Source organism: Paenibacillus sp. FSL P4-0113 (assembly GCF_038009305.1).
GTDB classification, from domain to species: domain Bacteria; phylum Bacillota; class Bacilli; order Paenibacillales; family Paenibacillaceae; genus Paenibacillus; species Paenibacillus polymyxa_D.
On sequence record NZ_JBBPAZ010000001.1, the window covers coordinates 386,692 to 403,395 of the forward strand.

General features: G+C 42.3%; 20 protein-coding genes and 1 pseudogene. 12 read left to right on the top strand and 9 right to left on the bottom strand.

Going from position 1 to position 16,704, the window contains the following annotated elements; genetic code table 11:
• Window positions 1-159: 159 nt before the first annotated feature.
• A complete protein-coding gene (locus tag MKX46_RS01510; protein ID WP_341070798.1) occupies window positions 160-1,080 on the top strand; it encodes an aminoglycoside phosphotransferase family protein in 921 nt (306 codons plus the stop codon).
• Between the two features lie 104 nt (window positions 1,081-1,184).
• Here MKX46_RS01510 and MKX46_RS01515 read toward each other — a convergent pair whose 3' ends face one another.
• Window positions 1,185-1,340 (bottom strand): hypothetical protein, encoded by a 156-nt coding sequence (locus MKX46_RS01515; RefSeq protein WP_245231687.1) that lies wholly within the window; start codon window positions 1,338-1,340, stop codon window positions 1,185-1,187.
• An 86-nt stretch (window positions 1,341-1,426) separates the two neighbouring features.
• On the opposite strand from MKX46_RS01515, the gene MKX46_RS01520 reads away from it, so the two are divergent.
• From MKX46_RS01520 to MKX46_RS01535, 4 genes are all read left to right on the top strand, one after another.
• Complete coding sequence (locus MKX46_RS01520; protein WP_029515094.1) at window positions 1,427-1,876, top strand: Imm63 family immunity protein; 450 nt, start codon at window positions 1,427-1,429, stop codon at window positions 1,874-1,876.
• A 128-nt stretch (window positions 1,877-2,004) separates the two neighbouring features.
• Complete coding sequence (locus MKX46_RS01525) at window positions 2,005-2,988, top strand: ABC transporter substrate-binding protein (RefSeq protein ID WP_341070799.1); 984 nt, start codon at window positions 2,005-2,007, stop codon at window positions 2,986-2,988.
• A gap of 33 nt (window positions 2,989-3,021) precedes the next feature.
• Window positions 3,022-4,047: a FecCD family ABC transporter permease gene (locus tag MKX46_RS01530; RefSeq protein WP_069011182.1), complete on the top strand. Its 1,026-nt coding sequence runs from the start codon at window positions 3,022-3,024 to the stop codon at window positions 4,045-4,047.
• Window positions 4,044-5,051 (top strand): FecCD family ABC transporter permease, encoded by a 1,008-nt coding sequence (locus MKX46_RS01535; RefSeq protein ID WP_029515089.1) that lies wholly within the window; start codon window positions 4,044-4,046, stop codon window positions 5,049-5,051. The genes MKX46_RS01530 and MKX46_RS01535 overlap by 4 nt, the downstream gene beginning before the upstream one ends.
• A 162-nt stretch (window positions 5,052-5,213) precedes the next feature.
• Here MKX46_RS01535 and MKX46_RS01540 read toward each other — a convergent pair whose 3' ends face one another.
• Window positions 5,214-5,789 carry an NAD(P)H oxidoreductase gene (locus MKX46_RS01540; protein WP_029515088.1) on the bottom strand — a complete coding sequence of 192 codons (576 nt, stop codon included), beginning with the start codon at window positions 5,787-5,789 and terminating at the stop codon, window positions 5,214-5,216.
• Between the two features lie 234 nt (window positions 5,790-6,023).
• Here MKX46_RS01540 and MKX46_RS01545 point away from each other — a divergent pair, with 234 nt between their 5' ends.
• A complete protein-coding gene (locus MKX46_RS01545; protein ID WP_029515086.1) occupies window positions 6,024-6,395 on the top strand; it encodes a winged helix-turn-helix transcriptional regulator in 372 nt (123 codons plus the stop codon).
• A gap of 91 nt (window positions 6,396-6,486) precedes the next feature.
• On the opposite strand, the gene MKX46_RS01550 is transcribed toward MKX46_RS01545, so the two are convergent.
• Window positions 6,487-6,915, bottom strand: a complete 429-nt coding sequence (locus MKX46_RS01550) for a VOC family protein (protein WP_318628353.1) — start codon at window positions 6,913-6,915, stop codon at window positions 6,487-6,489.
• Window positions 6,916-7,125: 210 nt separating this feature from the next.
• On the opposite strand from MKX46_RS01550, the gene MKX46_RS01555 reads away from it, so the two are divergent.
• Window positions 7,126-7,323, top strand: coding sequence for a DUF3934 family protein (locus tag MKX46_RS01555; RefSeq protein WP_029515083.1), 198 nt, complete (start codon window positions 7,126-7,128; stop codon window positions 7,321-7,323).
• A 115-nt stretch (window positions 7,324-7,438) separates the two neighbouring features.
• Window positions 7,439-8,131, top strand: coding sequence for a pseudouridine synthase (locus tag MKX46_RS01560; RefSeq protein WP_039274564.1), 693 nt, complete (start codon window positions 7,439-7,441; stop codon window positions 8,129-8,131).
• 72 nt (window positions 8,132-8,203) lie between these two features.
• Here the strand turns inward: MKX46_RS01560 and MKX46_RS01565 are convergent, their stop codons facing one another.
• The 4 genes from MKX46_RS01565 to MKX46_RS01580 are packed head-to-tail and all read right to left on the bottom strand — an operon-like array spanning window position 8,204 to window position 12,186.
• The gene (locus MKX46_RS01565) at window positions 8,204-9,289 is read right to left on the bottom strand and encodes a GerAB/ArcD/ProY family transporter (RefSeq protein WP_340932126.1); all 1,086 of its coding nucleotides are present in this window, start codon (window positions 9,287-9,289) and stop codon (window positions 8,204-8,206) included.
• 12 nt (window positions 9,290-9,301) lie between these two features.
• The gene (locus MKX46_RS01570) at window positions 9,302-9,529 is read right to left on the bottom strand and encodes a hypothetical protein (RefSeq protein ID WP_029515077.1); all 228 of its coding nucleotides are present in this window, start codon (window positions 9,527-9,529) and stop codon (window positions 9,302-9,304) included.
• A 6-nt stretch (window positions 9,530-9,535) separates the two neighbouring features.
• Window positions 9,536-10,744, bottom strand: coding sequence for a Ger(x)C family spore germination protein (locus MKX46_RS01575; protein WP_318628355.1), 1,209 nt, complete (start codon window positions 10,742-10,744; stop codon window positions 9,536-9,538).
• 14 nt (window positions 10,745-10,758) lie between these two features.
• The gene (locus MKX46_RS01580) at window positions 10,759-12,186 is read right to left on the bottom strand and encodes a spore germination protein (protein ID WP_029515074.1); all 1,428 of its coding nucleotides are present in this window, start codon (window positions 12,184-12,186) and stop codon (window positions 10,759-10,761) included.
• A 270-nt stretch (window positions 12,187-12,456) separates the two neighbouring features.
• On the opposite strand from MKX46_RS01580, the pseudogene MKX46_RS01585 reads away from it, so the two are divergent.
• The 3 genes and pseudogenes from MKX46_RS01585 to MKX46_RS01595 all read left to right on the top strand — a co-directional run.
• Window positions 12,457-12,585: pseudogene (locus tag MKX46_RS01585) on the top strand (LysE family translocator); the annotation flags it as partial.
• Between the two features lie 163 nt (window positions 12,586-12,748).
• Window positions 12,749-13,117: a hypothetical protein gene (locus MKX46_RS01590; protein ID WP_029515073.1), complete on the top strand. Its 369-nt coding sequence runs from the start codon at window positions 12,749-12,751 to the stop codon at window positions 13,115-13,117.
• 124 nt (window positions 13,118-13,241) lie between these two features.
• Entirely contained in the window at window positions 13,242-14,084 is an 843-nt protein-coding gene (locus tag MKX46_RS01595; protein WP_341071891.1) for an alpha/beta fold hydrolase, read from the top strand.
• Window positions 14,085-14,251: 167 nt separating this feature from the next.
• Here the strand turns inward: MKX46_RS01595 and MKX46_RS01600 are convergent, their stop codons facing one another.
• The gene (locus MKX46_RS01600; RefSeq protein WP_340957754.1) at window positions 14,252-14,854 is read right to left on the bottom strand and encodes a TetR/AcrR family transcriptional regulator; all 603 of its coding nucleotides are present in this window, start codon (window positions 14,852-14,854) and stop codon (window positions 14,252-14,254) included.
• A 188-nt stretch (window positions 14,855-15,042) separates the two neighbouring features.
• Here MKX46_RS01600 and MKX46_RS01605 point away from each other — a divergent pair, with 188 nt between their 5' ends.
• On the top strand, window positions 15,043-16,248 hold the full coding sequence (locus MKX46_RS01605; RefSeq protein ID WP_341070800.1) for an MFS transporter: 1,206 nt from the start codon (window positions 15,043-15,045) through the stop codon (window positions 16,246-16,248).
• 52 nt (window positions 16,249-16,300) lie between these two features.
• Here the strand turns inward: MKX46_RS01605 and MKX46_RS01610 are convergent, their stop codons facing one another.
• The gene (locus tag MKX46_RS01610) at window positions 16,301-16,468 is read right to left on the bottom strand and encodes a hypothetical protein (protein ID WP_341070801.1); all 168 of its coding nucleotides are present in this window, start codon (window positions 16,466-16,468) and stop codon (window positions 16,301-16,303) included.
• Window positions 16,469-16,704: the final 236 nt, after the last annotated feature.

The following is a 16,704-nucleotide window of genomic DNA, read 5'->3' on the forward strand; positions in this document are numbered from 1 at the left end:
TCAGTGAATATTGAGGTTGAAGAGACAGCTTGTCTTTTCAGCCTTTTTTATTTGAGTTTTTTCTGGAAGAAGATTGATTCCTCTGTCATTTCAAAGGTAAACTATGGAAAGCATATAGTAAGTTAGTAAGTAAGGCTATTTTAACGTGGGGGGATGAGCGTGAATCAACTCTTTAGTGAAATACCGGGTGCCAGCAAGTGGAGCAACGTGGAAGAGATTCATAGAGGCTGGTCCAGTGACAAAAAATATTATATTCGAACCACTGATGGTAGAGACTTGCTGCTAAGAATGGCGGATATGGTTCATTATGATAAAAAGAAACGCGAGTTTGAAGCTGTAAAAAAGCTGAATCACGTGGAGAATCTGTTCATGTCCCGGCCGCTTGAATTTGGGCTTTGTCATGAGGGTCAATCTGTATATTCCTTGTTCACCTGGATCGAAGGGAAAGATGCTGAAGAGATGATCCCCACGTTAGCTGCAGCACAACAGTATCAACTTGGAGTTCAAGCGGGAGATGCATTGAAAAAAATGCATGAGATTCATGCAGAGCCAGATCGAGTCCCATGGGCTGAGCATTATAATGGCAAAATCAACAGGTATATTACAAACTATAAGTCATGCGGTATTTTCTTAAAGGGAGCAGATCAAGCCATAAGCTTTATTGAGCAAAACCGTCATCTATTAGAAAATCGTCCTCAAACATTTCAGCATGGGGATTATCATGTGGGCAATATGGTGGTTACCCCATCTGGTGAACTGGGTATCATCGATTTTAATAGAATGGACTATGGTGATCCTTGGGAAGAATTCAATAGAATTACCTGGTGTGCAGCATTAAGTCCTTTATTCGCTTCGGGCCGAATCCACGGTTATTTTAATAACAATGTACCTGATTTATTTTTTAGATTAATGGCTCTGTATATTGCAAGCAATCAGCTTTCATCGATCCACTGGGCCATTCCATTTGGCAAAGAAGAGGTAGACGATATGGTGCAACGAGCTGAAGAGGTATTGGAGGCATATGATGACTTTCAATCCTATATACCGAAATGGTACCTGCCCAGTTACCGCGACTTGTAAATATGAAGACCGCTGCTCCTGGGAGTGACGGTCTATTTTTTAGCATTCTATTATCGTCACTTTTAGCTTAACGGTAGAACCTTTGGCAGAAACGGAGGAGGCCTTTACGCTGTTACCTTCACTAATGGATTGACCTGCCACCTGGACAGCAATGGCCTAATCGTGCCTACGTGATCGTTGTATACCAAGGTTGCTTGTTGAAACGTAACGATAAACGTTGATGTTGCTGAAGCTGCGAGCGCGTACGTTCCATTGAACATCAGGGATACCACTACCCATAGAATAGCCGATGCTTTCGTCCATATGACTTGAATTTATTTAGTAGAGAGAGGGAAGGGAAAATCTGATGAAAAAAATATATAGCGAACAAGAACTCATAGATATGACGATTAAACTGCTTGAACAAACTTCAATATATGAAGAGCAGTATGAGCAATATGTAAGACGACCTTTCTGTACGGATTTTTATGATGATCTGAGTCCGTATGTGCAAGTGAGCAAGCGGGGTTATACGCTCCAAATGTATGAAAGAGGCATACAGATGCTGAACAAGCTTACGAAAGAGGAAGAGGATGTGATTTATTGGATCATCGAAGATACAATTCACATCATTGCCCATCTGAATCTGCTTCGCAAATATAAAGTGGATAACATAAATACTCATTTAAAATATACAAAGGAGATCATGAAGGAGCTGACAACTTCAATGAACAAAGCATTTTATGAAATTGGAGGAATCTATCAGGAATGGCATGAAGCGAATAGAAGAGCAACACTGGAGAACCCATTAAAGTAAAACAAAACAAGAAACAGTTGACAATCAGTGAGGTGAAATTTACAATTTTATATCAGTGATAATGATTATCAATATCATTAATTTTAAGTATGCTTTGCACTTACTATATTTCAAAGGAGATTTGCAACATGCATCGTATGATGAACAAGAAGTTTCACATGATTTTATGTGCACTATTCGTAGTGATTTTCGTTATTTCAGGTTGTGGGAATGCTGGCAGCTCGTCTGATTCATCTGCTAAATCCGCGTCGTCCACGAAGGAAGAGGTAAGCAGTGATTCTGATACACGTACAGTCTCTACGGTAAAAGGAGATGTGAAGGTGCCCGCTAATCCTCAACGGGTAGTCGTGAACTGGTATGTTGGTGATGTATTTACACTAGGGATTAAGCCGGCCGCAGTCATGGGGTGGAAACAAGAAACGATGCCTTTTTACGATAAGTTTAACGACGTCCCCAATATTGAAAAGTGGGAAACTGAGGGAATTATGAAGTATGATCCTGATCTTATCATTACATATGATACAAAGGATTATGATAAGCTGTCTAAAATTGCGCCTGTTCTTGTGATACCTGAGGATAAAATGACCTCCCTAGAACGTTTGAAATTTCTTGGTCAGGCCACAGGACATGAAGCAGAAGCGGACAAAGTGATTTCACTGTTTGAAAGCAAGCTGAGTCAGGCCAAAGAAAAACTAAATTCCGACATATTCAAGGACAAAACGTTTAGCATTTTCGAGGACTGGGGCAGTGGCTCCTACGGAATTTATTATGAAACAGGCTCACGCGGAGGAACGTTGCTTTACAATTATCTTGGACTTCACAAACCGGAAAAGCTCAACACATTGGTTAAAAACTCCGGAGAGAATCGTGGTTCTTTATCCTACGAGGTAGCTGCTGAATACTTTGGAGATTATGTCCTTTGGTTTAAGCAGGAAGGCAAGGAATCCGAATATGCGAAGACAAAAATCTGGAGCAGCATTCCAGCCGTTAAAAACGGACATATCATCGAAATTCCAGCGAAATATGCAGGACTGTTCTATTATTCGGACGTTGCTAGTATGACGGGACAGCTAGATTATATGATTAGCAAATTGCTGGAACAGACGAAGTAATGATGCATAATTGACCAACTAAGGGTGTAATCGATGTCTACTCACAAAGAACCAAATAAAAAAGGAATATTTCATTTTATAGGCTGCATGATCGTGGGCGTGTTCCTGCTTCTGGTGGTTACCGCAGCATCCATTACCTTTGGTGCTGCTGAAATGAGCTTGAAGCTGGCGTGGGGGGCTATATTTCAGTTTGATCCCTACATTACGGAACATCAGATTATTCACACCTTGCGGTTTCCACGCACCGTGGCAGATATCATGGTAGGGTGTAGCTTGGCTGTGTGTGGGGCGATTATGCAGGGAACCACTCGTAATCCACTAGCGGATTCGGGACTCATTGGCATAAGCTCAGGCTCGACATTTGCTATTGCGTTATGTATGGCCTTTTTGCCTGGTCGCACCTACGGAGAAACCATGCTGTATTCTTGCCTAGGTGCAGCAATCACTACGGGCATTACGTATTACATCGCATCTATAGGCAAGCGAGGCATGACGCCTCAGCGACTGGTACTGGCAGGAATGTCCATCTCCATGCTTTTTGGTGCATTTAGTACGTTTATCGCTATTAAGTATGAGATTGGCCAAGCCCTTGATTACTGGTCTGCTGGTGGTACAGCCAGTGCCAAGTGGGGTGAACTAGCTTTCATTGCTCCACTGTTTGTAGTGGGTTTGGTCTGTGCCATCGCGCTTTCTCCCTCAATTACGATTTTGAGCTTCGGGGAGGATGTAGCATCAGGCTTGGGTATTCGTGCCAATAGGATTAAGTTGTTTTCAACCCTAATTGTATTAATTCTAACAGGATTATCGGTAATTGTGGTCGGTCCTGTTGGCTTCGTGGGTTTGATCGTGCCACACATTATGCGCCATCTGGTCGGAACGGATTATCGGTATATTATCCCGGCCTCAGCTTTGTATGGAGCAGTCTTTCTGTTGGCAGCGGATTTACTTGGACGACTGATCAATCGCCCTCACGAAACACCCCTTGGCATTATTTTTGCCTTGGTGGGCGTACCCTATTTTCTCTACCTTGTGCGCAAGCAAAGGAGGGAGTTTAGTTGAAGCTGTCCCGCAATAGCAGGGGTATTAGCATTATTTTACTGTTAGTAGTGCTGACGCTGTTAGTGGCTATACTCAGTATGAATGTTGGGAAAATGAACCTTTCTCCACTCGAAGTTTTCAAGGTCATCATGGGCGAAGGAACGAGCAAACAGAACCTGATCGTGTTTGACTTTCGACTGCCACGTATTGTGCTTTCTATATTGGTAGGTATTGGCATGGGGATATCAGGCTGTATCATGCAAAGCTTGCTCAAAAACGACATGGCCAGTCCCGGGACACTCGGCATCAGCTCAGGCTCGGGGCTATTTGTACTTATGTATATTACGTTGTTCGCTAGTGAAGGATTGCTATCGCCGATTCTTCTTCCAGGGTTAGCTTTTGCAGGCGGCCTCACGGCAGCTTTCTTGATTTTTATGTTTGCTTTCAGGCGGGGAAGAGACATCTCGCCTACAGGCCTAATTTTAACCGGTGTCGCTATGGGGAGTGGCTACAGCGCATTATCTCTGATGTTGACACTCCGGCTAGACAAGCAACAGTATGACTTTGCTCTGAGATGGCAGGCTGGAGACCTGTGGGGGGACGACTGGAGCTATATTATGGTGCTGCTCCCGTGGGTGTTTATCATCTGTTTTTACGTTTTTTACAGGTCTAACACACTCAATACGTTGAATTTGGGGAATCAGACAGCATCGGGCCTCGGTGTAGCAATTAAAAGGGAGTTTATCGGCTTGACGATTGCTGCCGTTGCGCTCGCTTCTGGTAGCGTGGCACTTGGAGGGAATTTCTTTTTTGTAGGCATGGTCAGTCCCCATCTAGCGCGCAAGCTAGTAGGGCCCAATCATAAGCTATTGCTACCTACGACAGCATTAGTTGGTGCACTCGTCATTTTGATTGCTGACACACTTACTCGGACGATAAGCTTTGGTGCAGATATTCCAACCGGAATTATTATCACCATACTGGTTACCCCTTATTTCCTTTACTTGCTGTCGAAAGCTAGTTAAATGCAGAATAATGAAAAGACGCTTACCCCTGTCCATGCAAAATATGGCTGGGTTAACGTCTTTTTTCGCGTTACTACTTAGGTCTCCTTGCGGAAAGATAATTCTTTCTCGCATTCTGTTAGGATTTCCGGCCTTCGTGTCGGAGGGGATTGTAAATAAAGCCTAATCCTTGCCATAATTCAAACCAAAGTGATAAGCTTGGTCCAGCAGCATTACAAAATGACCGGAATTTGAACTCAGGGTCTCATCTAAGAATTCAACCTTGGAATTGGAAACTCCGCAATAATCTGCAATTCCCACATTCAGCAAATGAGTAATCATTTCATCATAGTTACGCTTTTTCAACTGTTCTTTCGAAACGCCGGCCAAGCCAAGCCACAAGATATGCTGATGATGCAGGTGATTCGAACCGTACGCAAACCCATTGTTCCATACACGGTCAATATAACCCTTCAGCATAGCTGGCAAATTCCACCACCAAAGTGGAAAAATAAATGCCAATGCATCATGCTCCTTCATCCGCCTTATTTCCATTTCTACTTCAGGGGAAAAGGACTGTTCCGCAACTGTCAAATCCGGTTCATCTACTCCTTTTAAAATAGGATCAAAACCAATCCCATGCAAATCTAATATCTCATAATCGTGGCCTGCATCGGCAAGACCCTGTACGAAACGATCAGCAACCTTAAAGGTCAAGGAATCTTTTCTCGGGTGTGAAACAACGGTTAATACTTTCATGCTTCTTCACTACCTTTCTCAATAGCTTACTTCTAGGAATGCTCAATGCTTGATGCTATTATATACAGTAGAAAAATAATCTGGAAGTACGCACTTCTAAGTTCTATAGGATGATACAGGTGCCATAGGAACATGGAAGTGCCCTAGATAGATTCCCTAGAAACTGATCTGAGTAATGAATTGAAGTGATGGGTTGTTCTGAGCAAACGAAGCCTTCTAAAGGAGGATTAAGAAATGACTGAACAGACAAAAAATAGGGTTCAAAAGAAGTATCAAGTTGGAGTGGAAGCCGCTTTAGAGGTGATGGGAGGGAAATGGAAGCCTTTAATTATCTACCATCTGATGACAGGACGGAAACGAACGTCTGAGTTTCGTCGGTTAATACCCGGCATTACACAAAAAATGCTGACCACTCAGCTCAGAGGCCTAGAAAAGGATGAGATCGTTACACGAAAGGTTTATAATGAAATCCCTCCTAAAGTAGAGTATGAGTTAACGGACTACGGCTGGGGATTAAAACCCGCGCTAGACCATTTATGCTACTGGGGAGAGGATCACCTGGATAAGATTCATGGAGACAAATTCAAGGTTTTGGAAGAATTCTAAGGCTGCTGTATAGAGTAACTTTAAGCTGATATTAAGCCCTCACAAAGTATTAGCTTGCGAGGGCTTCACTATCGCAGGGTAATATAACAGACTAACTGTCGGTCATTCCGTTGTCATAGCTCAATTGCCACTCAATTCCATACTTATCTTTAAGGCTACCGTAACATTTGCTCCAGAATGTTTCTTGAAGTTCCATGTTTACGGTTCCTCCTTCTTTTAATTTATGAAAGTACGATCGAATTTTCTCTTCGTCCTTATTGACGATGGCGAGGCTGATGTTGTTTCCGGCTACGAATGGCATACCAGGAAAAACGTCTGAAAACATGACATTACTACCATCAATTTGAAGCCGCGTGTGCATGACCAGATTTTTGGCTTCTTCTGGTAGAGGATAATCGGGATTGGGCGGTGCTTCACCGAACGTCATAATTTGTGGTTTCTCAGTCCCAAATGCCTCTGCGTAAAACTCCGCTGCTTCACGACAGTTTCCATTAAAGTTAAGATAAACATCAACAGACATGTGTTTCACTCCTTTAAGGATCATTATTTTTCCATACTATATGGCCTTATTTCATTATTAACCTGCAAACTAACAAAAATACAGTAAGATCCGTTTTGCGAAAGTATTTGCGGCTTAACATGTTCAATTTTTAAAACAAATGGGCATTATATTCAAAGTAATGGTATGATAGCTTAGTTAAATCTGAACGACTAGTAATGGAGTGATCATATGGGTGGAAAAAGCAAGGGCGGCGGGACCGGCAGAGGCACAGGTAGTAAGGGATGGACACGCTGGAACAAAACTGCGAAGCCAGTAAGGACAAAAAGCGCTTCTACAAGCGCACCGGGAAGCAAAGCGGCAGGTGGCACAAAAGGCGGCACTGCCAAACCAACAAGGAATAAAAACGGCGGTAACAGTAGCAAATAAGCCGGGAAAGTATAAGTTGTCGTAAACGGCGAACATCTGATTAAGCAAGAACAATCAGGTGTTTTTTTAATTATTTTATTTAAACTCACATATTATAATCAGAAGCAGGTGAATCGTGAGAATTAACAAGTACATCAGTGAGACAGGATTCTGCTCACGTCGGGAAACCAACAGACTGATTGCAGCAGGACGAATTACGATTAATGGCATTGTCTGTGAAGCGGGCGCGGAAGTAGAGCCACAGGATATCGTGCTGATTGATGGGGAAGTTATTCCGTATAATTCCAGTGAACCTGTATATTTGGCTCTGAATAAGCCTATAGGCATTGTTTGTACCGCAGCAGAACAGGTTGCTGGTAATATTATTAGTTATGTTAACTACCCTTCGCGGATTTTTGCCATTGGCAGGCTGGACAAAGCGTCAGAGGGACTCATTCTATTAACCAACGATGGAAGCATTGTCAATCAAATGATGCGTTCCGAGCATGGTCATGAAAAGGAATATGTAGTAACTGTAGACAAACCTGTTACAAACGAGTTTACGCAGGCTATGTCTTGTGGCGTTGAAATATTGAACGTTATTACCAAACCGTGCAAGGTTGATCGTACAAGCGAATACGAGTTCCGCATTATTTTGACGCAGGGTCTGAACTTGCAAATTCGCAGAATGTGTAAGGCCTTGGGGTACAGGGTGCTCAAGTTGGAACGTGTTCGAATTATGAATATTAGCTTAGATCATCTGGAGCGTGGGCAATGGAGACATCTTGAGAGGGAGGAACTGGAGTTGCTTCTTGCTAAATTGCAATAATGAGTAAGTACAACAAAAGTTTATTTGAAGGACAGTATGTTCATACGGCCAACGCAACTTTAGTGATACTTTTTACGAAATTTTAGCGAGCCGCCTCTTACCCACCAGCCATAGCACAATAGGAAACACGATACCGAAAATCATGGCGTAAAAAGGCCATACTGAAAAAAACTTGATTAAAAATTGCATATTTGGCCAAATAGAGTGAACCATTGCCAATGCGATTAGGATCAGAGGAACTAAGAGAGAGTTAGCGCTTCGAAGACGAAAAGCATCTGCAAGCCCTTGCGCTGAAACATATAAAAGTAGTGCGAGTCGAAAAAATATGGTGACAAACCAGAACACTGCAACAACAATTTCAAACCGTTGAAGAAACTCCCCGTTACTGATTGTTCGGCTAATAAAATAAGTGGGAAATGTCAAATTAGATACAACACCTTCACTCATCACGGCGATTATTTGTAGAACCATGAAAAAATACATGCCGCCGCTAATCAATGCAGAGGTAATCACTGTCTTTCTCCACTTTTTTGGATCGGGGATGTACTGTGCAAAAAAAAGATACAGAATTGCTTCAAGGTAGGGAAAGGCAAACAAATTGAACGAAGCGAGAACGATAGGGTTCAAACCATACTCGAAAATAGGGAGCACATTATCTATGTTGGTATCAGGAAGGAGGGTAATCCTGACCAAAAGATACAGAGCAAGAAGGAAAAAAAATAGGATTTCCGCACAACGGCCAATTACAGCAGGGCCTGATCGAACGGCGAAATAAATGACTATTAGCATGATGAAATATATCGCTTCGGAGGGAGTTTCCGGCATAATAGCTATCGTGATAAAGTCGCCCAGATTTCGAAGTGTCATAATGAACACAAGAAAGGGAAAGAAAAAAATGAAAACGATGCTGATCGCCCCGCCCAAGGGACCGAAGAGGCAACGGAGATGCTCTACAAAAGATTTCCCCTGTATTTGCCTAGCGATGGACGCATATAAAGGTATCAATAACAGATGAAAACCTAAGGAGACTGGAATGGAGAGCCAGGCATCTTGTTTAGCGACAGCGGTAATTGCCGCTGGGAGTACCAGATATGCGCTTCCTATTTGATATAATGCAAACCACATAATAGCTTGTCGAACGGTCAGGTTGGAATTCATCCCAATGCCTCCTTAAGATAATATTTCAGTAAGTAACCGGCTTATCGGTTGAAATAGGATTTGGATGCCCGTCAGTGGAGTCGGCAGTTTAATATTGGCGATCCGTAGGATAATCAATATAACGCCTATAATCAACAATATCGAGCTGAATACAATTTCACGCACATATTGTTTGGCCTTAAATTTTTTAAACTCATACAACGATGTTAAAATGGAAGTTACGAGAATCACATAAAGCATATGCATTCACTCCTGATTGTGTATTCCCATATCAATTGGACTGGTAATGTCTCCGAACCGGACTAAACGATAGTTGAGCTGAATATCCACTTTAAGCGTTTGAAATTTTTGTGGCCAATCCTCTTTCCATCTATGCCATTCACGTGGGAACTTGCGGTGAAAAGCTTCTCCAAACCCGAATATATCGGAACCGATTTGTTGTGCGTGCGAAATGCCTTTCTTCAAAGACTGTTGCAGATGCTCTTTAGCTGATTCTTGAAGATCTCTAAATGTCTCTTCATTCTTAGGGTTGGCATTGCACGAGATCGTTCCGATATTGGATTCTGTATCCACAATAAGAGAAATGTGCGGCTCATGGTCTATTATTTCTGGACGCATCTTTACTTTGGAACGGATTACTTCAACAACAAATTTCCCTTTGGAATTCGGACAATCGATGGAAGCTACGGTGCTGGAAACACGGTTGGATATATATGTAAAGGCTTTACTTTGTGAATCATCCATCCAATTGATAAGTCGGTCGCCCTTGAAAACACCAACTCCAGTAAAAAAATATTTAACATGTTGGGGCGACTTTGTCACATTATCAATAGTTAGACCTTTTTCTACGTTTGTCAGTCGAATACCGGTGAGAACCGGTTCAATGCCATCCTCTGTAAATTTCTCTAAAATATCTTTCACATTGACCGCGGAAGTTGGAGCCCATGCTTTTTCAGAAAGCCTTAATGCCTTATACATATCCATTGCAGGCAAGATCTCGGTTGGAGCTACAAAAGTAACGGCCTCCTTTGCCGAGTTTCCTCTGACAACGGCCAAATAGAAATCAGGTCGAACTTCATGATCACGGAACAGAAAGTCCAGCGGCTCCTTGATTCCTTTTTTTGCCGTTTTCTCATCAAAAATGACAAACTTTAAGTGAGACATATACATTTTTCGGGACGATTCCGTTGTTAATTTTCGAATAGCTTCAAATATGGTATCGGCGCGCTTGGAAAAAACGATCGTTGGCGTCCGTTCCATGGGGGAATTCTGCGACATTTTCGATGGGTCAACCACTTGTAAACTGACTTCATATTGGTCATCAACGGCATCAATGCCCAGAGCCATCACGACGGAAATTGCACTCAATTCCTTACTGTTCCAGCAACCCGTAAGAAACACCATTAGCCAGATGCACATAAACAGTAATAAAATGGTGGATCGATACGAGTTCATGATGGTTTACTCCTTTAGTTTTTACGATGTTTTTTAGTTCTATATGGAAAACGCAATATGGCGTCCCTCTGCTCCGACGATTTGTAATTGGCAAAGGGGCTCAAATACGGTACACCGAATGAATGAAGCCCATTCAGATGTACAAAGAGCATGAGAATACCAACAGTCAATCCGTACACACCAAACATAGCGGCTATGCCTATGAAAGCGAAACGTAATATCCGGATTGGAATAGCAAAAGTGTACGAGGGAATGACAAAGCTCGAAATGGCAGTTATTGCAACAACAATGACCATAACAGCCGAAACGATGTTTGCTTCTACAGCTGCTTGGCCGATCACTATTGACCCGACAATAGAAACGGCTTGACCGACCGTCCGTGGCATACGAAGACCTGCCTCCCTCAGAATTTCAAAAACCACTTCCATGATCATCGCCTCAATAAATGCTGGAAACGGTACTCCTTCACGTTGCGCGGATAAGCTTAATAACAAAACGGTTGGAATCATATCCTGATGGAATGTCGTTAATGCGACATAAATGGCCGGAGCCAACATACAGATTGCCAGGCAAATGTACCTTAATATTCGAATGATACTACTGTAAACAAAGGATTGATAATAGTCTTCTGCGGATTGAAGGAAATCTGCAAACACCGCAGGTGCAAGGATGGCGAAGGGAGATCCATCCACAAATATCGCTATTTTCCCCTCCATAATTCCTGCTGCAATAGAGTCTGGGCGATCAGAATTATAAAAGAGCGGAAATATCGTGAATTGTTTATCTTCATGGAGACATTCTTCCAAATATTCGCTTTCAAGCACGCCTTCCACATGCATGTTCTTTAACTTGGATATCATGTCCTGCACCTTTTTTGGGTCAGCGATCCCATGTAAATACATGACCGATATATCGGTCTTAGTTTTTTTGCCAACTTTTAGGGTAGTTAGACGTACTCTTGTATCCTTCACCCTTCGACGAACCATAGTCGTATTCGTACGTAAAGTTTCTGTAAACGCTTCTTGCGGACCTCTGACCACTGGCTGTGTCTTCGAGTCCGAAATGCTGCGTTCTTCCCATCCAGGCAAAGAAATGACCAATCCTTCATCCATATCGTTCAGGAGTAGGAGAAGACCACCGGAGAGGATCTGTTCCAAGGCATCTTCAAAGTTTTGAGTAAAGTTTGCTTCACCAATGTCCAAAATTGCGTTTTTCAATAACGGTAAAGTGATCTCGTCAGAGGAGACACGATCATGCAACGGACGGATCACGTTATCCTGTACCTTTTGCATGTCAGTCATGCCGTCCAAATAAAAAAGAGCAGCGTGTTTATGGCCAGTCGTGATCTCACGAACAACAAAATCCGAACTGTTTCCCATGAAGTCACAAATGAGATCAATATTCTGGCATAATTGTCTTGAAAATTTGGTATGTAACTTCATTTTCACCCTCCTCAGATACGTAGTATTAACAATAATCCAAAATAATACCACAATAATCCATAATTGCGTTGTTGTCGGTAAGGTCAATGACATCTTCAACGGTGGAGGATAAAGGCTATTCTCTTTCTTTGAAGGCTTGGTATGATGAGGAAAAGCAAAAATGATGGGAGAACGTGACTACGAAGGATACAATACCTGCAATAACATACTATATGCTATTTATCTTAAGATGTAATATTTCATGAGAATACGCTAAAAGGAGTTTTCCTTATGAATATTACATCAGTTTTAATTTATTGTTTTATTGCTACCTTCACACCAGGCCCTACCAATATCGTCATATTATCCACAGTGCATCATTTTGGAGCAAAAAAGGCAATGAAATATACGTTTGGAGCATTTGAGTATATGTCACATCTAAAGTGAGGAGGAGGGAGTATGTTTAAATAGGCTACAGATGACTATCCTTTTTTGGAATAGTTTACTTGTGTAGTATAATACTTTTGAAGGATATTCTTTTCTATCAATTCATTTAAACATCCAAATAGAGAGGTATTTGATCATGCTATTTATTACAAAAAAAACGATCAATAAGCTAGCAGAACCTTATAGAGAATCTGACATGCTTGTCTGCTATTCAACTCCACAGAGCTTTTCGGCTTATACAAGTCGAGCCATATTACTCTTAAATAATGATAGGATTATTATCCTTTTCCTCAATCTATTTTCCACAAAAGTAGTACAAAAAGTTGAATATGAAGTTGCTGATTTACAAGAACAAAAATATCATTCTGGACACCTGTCTTCTGCAATATGGTCATTTAAAATCAAAGGCCAGCATTGTAGGTTTAGGATAATCAAAAAAATTCTTACTCTTGGCTCTATGCAAAGAGATTTTCTGAATTTCTTGCAACAAAATAATTTAAACTAGCGACCGAGTAGATCGGTAATTTCTGTCTGCCTAAGGCGGGGCACCGTAAGTACTTTATGGGGATAAGTGATGAAGGTAATATTCGGTGTTTTTTTGTTATATATCATTGAGGGGAGGAATTCTACTGAACGAACAACTCATAAAAAGCGATGGAATAGAAATCTGTAGTGAGAGTTTCGGCGAGCAAGTTAACCCGGCAATATTACTGATTATGGGGGCTCAATCCTCATTGGTCTGGTGGGAGCAAGAATTTTGTCAGCGTTTAGCTGAGAAAGGTCGCTTTGTCATTCGCTATGATAACCGAGATGTTGGACGTTCTACAACCTATGAACCTGGTCAACCGGACTATACCTTCGAAGACATGGCAGATGATGCGATTCGAGTATTAGATGCTTATAAGATTGAGCAAGCGCATATCGTAGGGATGTCTATGGGCGGTATGCTGACTCAGTTGATAGCTCTACGACATCCAGACAGAGTATTAACCGTGACTCTTTTAGCAACGTCAAATTTTGCTTCCGATCTTCCACCGATGGAGAAAAAGGTTATGGACTATTTCTCGAATATGGGAGCAATAGATTGGTCGAACGAACAATCGGTGGTCGATTTTGTGGTGGGTAGATCAAGAATTTTAGTCGGTTCAAAGCATCCTTTCAATGAGAAAAAGGTTTATCAATTAGCAAAAGAAGAATGGAAAAGAAGCAACAATATGGCCAGTATGAATAATCACGCTATGCTGTCAGGCGGGGAATCCTATTTGGCTAGAACAGGGGAAATAAACGTTCCTACACTGGTTATACACGGTACTGAAGATTCGATTATCCCTTATGAACACGGAATAAATCTTGCTAACGCAATTCCGCGTGCGGTTTTACTGACATTGGAAGGTGCCGGGCATGAGCTTCACTATGACGACTGGGATTTAATAATCGATTCTATCTCAAAACACACTTCGATACTCAATTAGGTCAGCTGATGTGTAGGATAGCTGAATAAAGCCGTTTACGAGAGAAGCAATCTTCCTGAATAAAAAGGCAATCTCCTTTTTTAAGGGGATTGCCTTTTGCTATTTGTATGCCCTTATTTTCATGAAGACTGGGCAAGTCTCAAGTCTCAAGTCTCAAGTCTCAAGTCTCAGGCACAAGTATCCCAAAGCTCCATCAATTTAGTTATGGCTGTATCAATGTTGTCTAGGGACACACCATCTCTGGCTTCCGTAGATATACCTTCCAGAAAGGTAACGAATAGTGTGGTTAACATGCTAACATTTGTGGATTCTTGAAGTTCTCCATTCTTGGTAGCTCGCTCAATACGAGCATAGAACTTGTTCCTAGTCACTGCTCTTTGCCTGATCAATAGTTCTCGAATATGAGTGTTCTCTGGGGAACATGTATTTGCAGAGAATATGACTAAACAACCCAAGGGATGGGTCTGCTCAGTCTGCATGATTGCTGAACTTCTTAAGGCTAATTCAATAGCTGTGCGCGATGAAAGTGAATAGTTTGTAAGGCTTGTCGATACTTGTCCGTATGTAGCCAAATACCGGTCCAGCGCTTCTTTGAATAATGCGTCTTTTGATTCAAAAGCTGCATAAAAGCTGGCTGAGGAGATGCCGCCCATCGCCTTTTTGAGTTGAGCCAAAGAGGTTGATTCAAATCCATGCTCCCAAAACAACATCATAGCTTGGGAGATCGCTTCGTCGCGACAGAATTTACGTGGTCTTCCGGTTCTAACCATGGAGTCGCCTCCTTATATCTTGTACTTATATACTAATCGATCCAAAAGTAATTGACAAGACAGAGAGGTATCTTTAAAATGTGGATTGATCGATCCATAAGTAAAATAAAAGGAGAGCAAATCATTGGCATATATGCTTGATTTTTCGCTTGAACTTGTTTTGAAATCAATTTTAAGGAGCTGCGCTAATGTCCAGCAATAACTCTTCTACTACTGTAAAGATTGCTTCTTCCGCCTCCTCTGAGCGCTTTCCCTGGCTTGGTCTGCTTGCTTTGGCTATGACAGGATTCATCTGTATTATGACGGAAACGATTCCGGCTGGTTTGCTTCCGCAAATAAGCAAGGGACTTTATATTTCAGAGGCAATGGCGGGTCAACTGGTCACTGTCTATGCCATCGGTTCCCTAGTGGCTGCCATCCCTGTAGCTATAGTTACCCGCCAATGGCGGAGGCGTCCGCTGTTACTTCTGGCTATTTGCGGGTTCCTGGTTTTTAACAGTGTCACCGCGATTTCTTCCAGCTACATACTGACGCTGGCTGCCCGTCTACTGGCAGGAGTTTCGGCTGGAGTTCTATGGGGGATGATCGGCGGTTACGCTCTCCGCATGGTATCTGCTACATTGAAGGGGAGGGGGATGGCCGTTGCCATGGTTGGAACGCCGATCGCCTTGGCTATTGGTGTCCCAGCGGGGACGTTTCTGGGGAACCTCATGGGTTGGCGTTCTGTTTTTGGAATTATGTCACTACTGACTGTTATATTGATTGTGTGGGTGCTTTGGAAGGTGCCGGACTATCCGGGACAGTCCTCCGATAAGCAAACTTCGATCTATGCAGTCTTCCTTACACCGGGGATTCGGCCCATACTATTAGTTGTTCTGACCTGGATGACAGCCCATAATATTCTCTATACTTATATTGCTCCATTCCTTGCCTCCAATGGGATGGGTGAGAGAGTGGGTCTGGCGCTGGCTTTCTTTGGCATTGCTGCTCTCGTAGGTATATGGATAACTGGCGTATTCATCGACCGTTGGCTGCGTAAGCTTGTTTTGATTAGTCTTATTTCCTTCGTCTTAATTTCTATTGCCATGAGCTTTAGCAACTCCAATGTCCTTATGATCTATATCATTGTTACGGTATGGGGTTTAACTTTCGGTGGCGCAGCAACGCTGTTGCAAACGGCGCTTGCTCAGGCTGCAGGGGAGAGCAAAGTGGATATGGTTATGCCGATTAACACGACCGTATGGAATCTGGCTATCGCTGGCGGTGGGATGGCTGGGGGTATTTTACTTGAAACTTTTGGTGCGGGATCATTTTCATGGGCGTTATTCATACTCTTATTCCTTGCGCTTCTCGTGGCTTGGGGTGGCAAAAAGTATTCGTTCCCTCCACAGTAATATGGTAATTAGTGGAGATTTTTTTAAAATTTTCTTGTTATGACTTCTAACTTTAATGCACAGAAGATGCTGTCCCAAGGGCAGTTGCAATAAAATAAGGAGCATTGTCCAGGCCGATGTTGTCGACAGGGCAATGCTCTTTGTGTTTGCATTCAATCTTACTATAAAAATGAGGTGCAATACGCACCAGACTGGACAGCCTGTAGTTCGACTTCGCCATCCTCCAGAACTAGTAGCAACTGATGCTCTGTGTCTGCGAACGGCTTGTCGCCTAAGGGGAGTTGGGTATGTACATAGACTATACTATGATGGTCCTTCTTCGTTCCTTCGTAAAGCCAATAAAATGACCCATACTCTTGGTGTAAAACTGATTACGGAGGATGGGAAATCTACAATAAAAGAGAATTTTGCGTTGGTTGAAAAACATTTATTGAAACAATGCACAATTAGATTAAG

Bases quoted from the DNA above. Each gene is read 5' to 3' on its own strand.
- MKX46_RS01515 (WP_245231687.1), bottom strand. From the start codon at position 1,340: ATGTTCAATGGAACGTACGCGCTCGCAGCTTCAGCAACATCAACGTTT.
- MKX46_RS01520 (WP_029515094.1), top strand. From the start codon at position 1,427: ATGAAAAAAATATATAGCGAACAAGAACTCATAGATATGACGATTAAA.
- MKX46_RS01525 (WP_341070799.1), top strand. From the start codon at position 2,005: ATGCATCGTATGATGAACAAGAAGTTTCACATGATTTTATGTGCACTA.
- MKX46_RS01530 (WP_069011182.1), top strand. From the start codon at position 3,022: ATGTCTACTCACAAAGAACCAAATAAAAAAGGAATATTTCATTTTATA.
- MKX46_RS01540 (WP_029515088.1), bottom strand. From the start codon at position 5,789: ATGAAAGTATTAACCGTTGTTTCACACCCGAGAAAAGATTCCTTGACC.
- MKX46_RS01545 (WP_029515086.1), top strand. From the start codon at position 6,024: ATGACTGAACAGACAAAAAATAGGGTTCAAAAGAAGTATCAAGTTGGA.
- MKX46_RS01550 (WP_318628353.1), bottom strand. From the start codon at position 6,915: ATGTCTGTTGATGTTTATCTTAACTTTAATGGAAACTGTCGTGAAGCA.
- MKX46_RS01555 (WP_029515083.1), top strand. From the start codon at position 7,126: ATGGGTGGAAAAAGCAAGGGCGGCGGGACCGGCAGAGGCACAGGTAGT.
- MKX46_RS01565 (WP_340932126.1), bottom strand. From the start codon at position 9,289: ATGAATTCCAACCTGACCGTTCGACAAGCTATTATGTGGTTTGCATTA.
- MKX46_RS01570 (WP_029515077.1), bottom strand. From the start codon at position 9,529: ATGCTTTATGTGATTCTCGTAACTTCCATTTTAACATCGTTGTATGAG.
- MKX46_RS01575 (WP_318628355.1), bottom strand. From the start codon at position 10,744: ATGAACTCGTATCGATCCACCATTTTATTACTGTTTATGTGCATCTGG.
- MKX46_RS01580 (WP_029515074.1), bottom strand. From the start codon at position 12,186: ATGAAGTTACATACCAAATTTTCAAGACAATTATGCCAGAATATTGAT.
- MKX46_RS01590 (WP_029515073.1), top strand. From the start codon at position 12,749: ATGCTATTTATTACAAAAAAAACGATCAATAAGCTAGCAGAACCTTAT.
- MKX46_RS01600 (WP_340957754.1), bottom strand. From the start codon at position 14,854: ATGGTTAGAACCGGAAGACCACGTAAATTCTGTCGCGACGAAGCGATC.
- MKX46_RS01605 (WP_341070800.1), top strand. From the start codon at position 15,043: ATGTCCAGCAATAACTCTTCTACTACTGTAAAGATTGCTTCTTCCGCC.
- MKX46_RS01610 (WP_341070801.1), bottom strand. From the start codon at position 16,468: ATGGCGAAGTCGAACTACAGGCTGTCCAGTCTGGTGCGTATTGCACCT.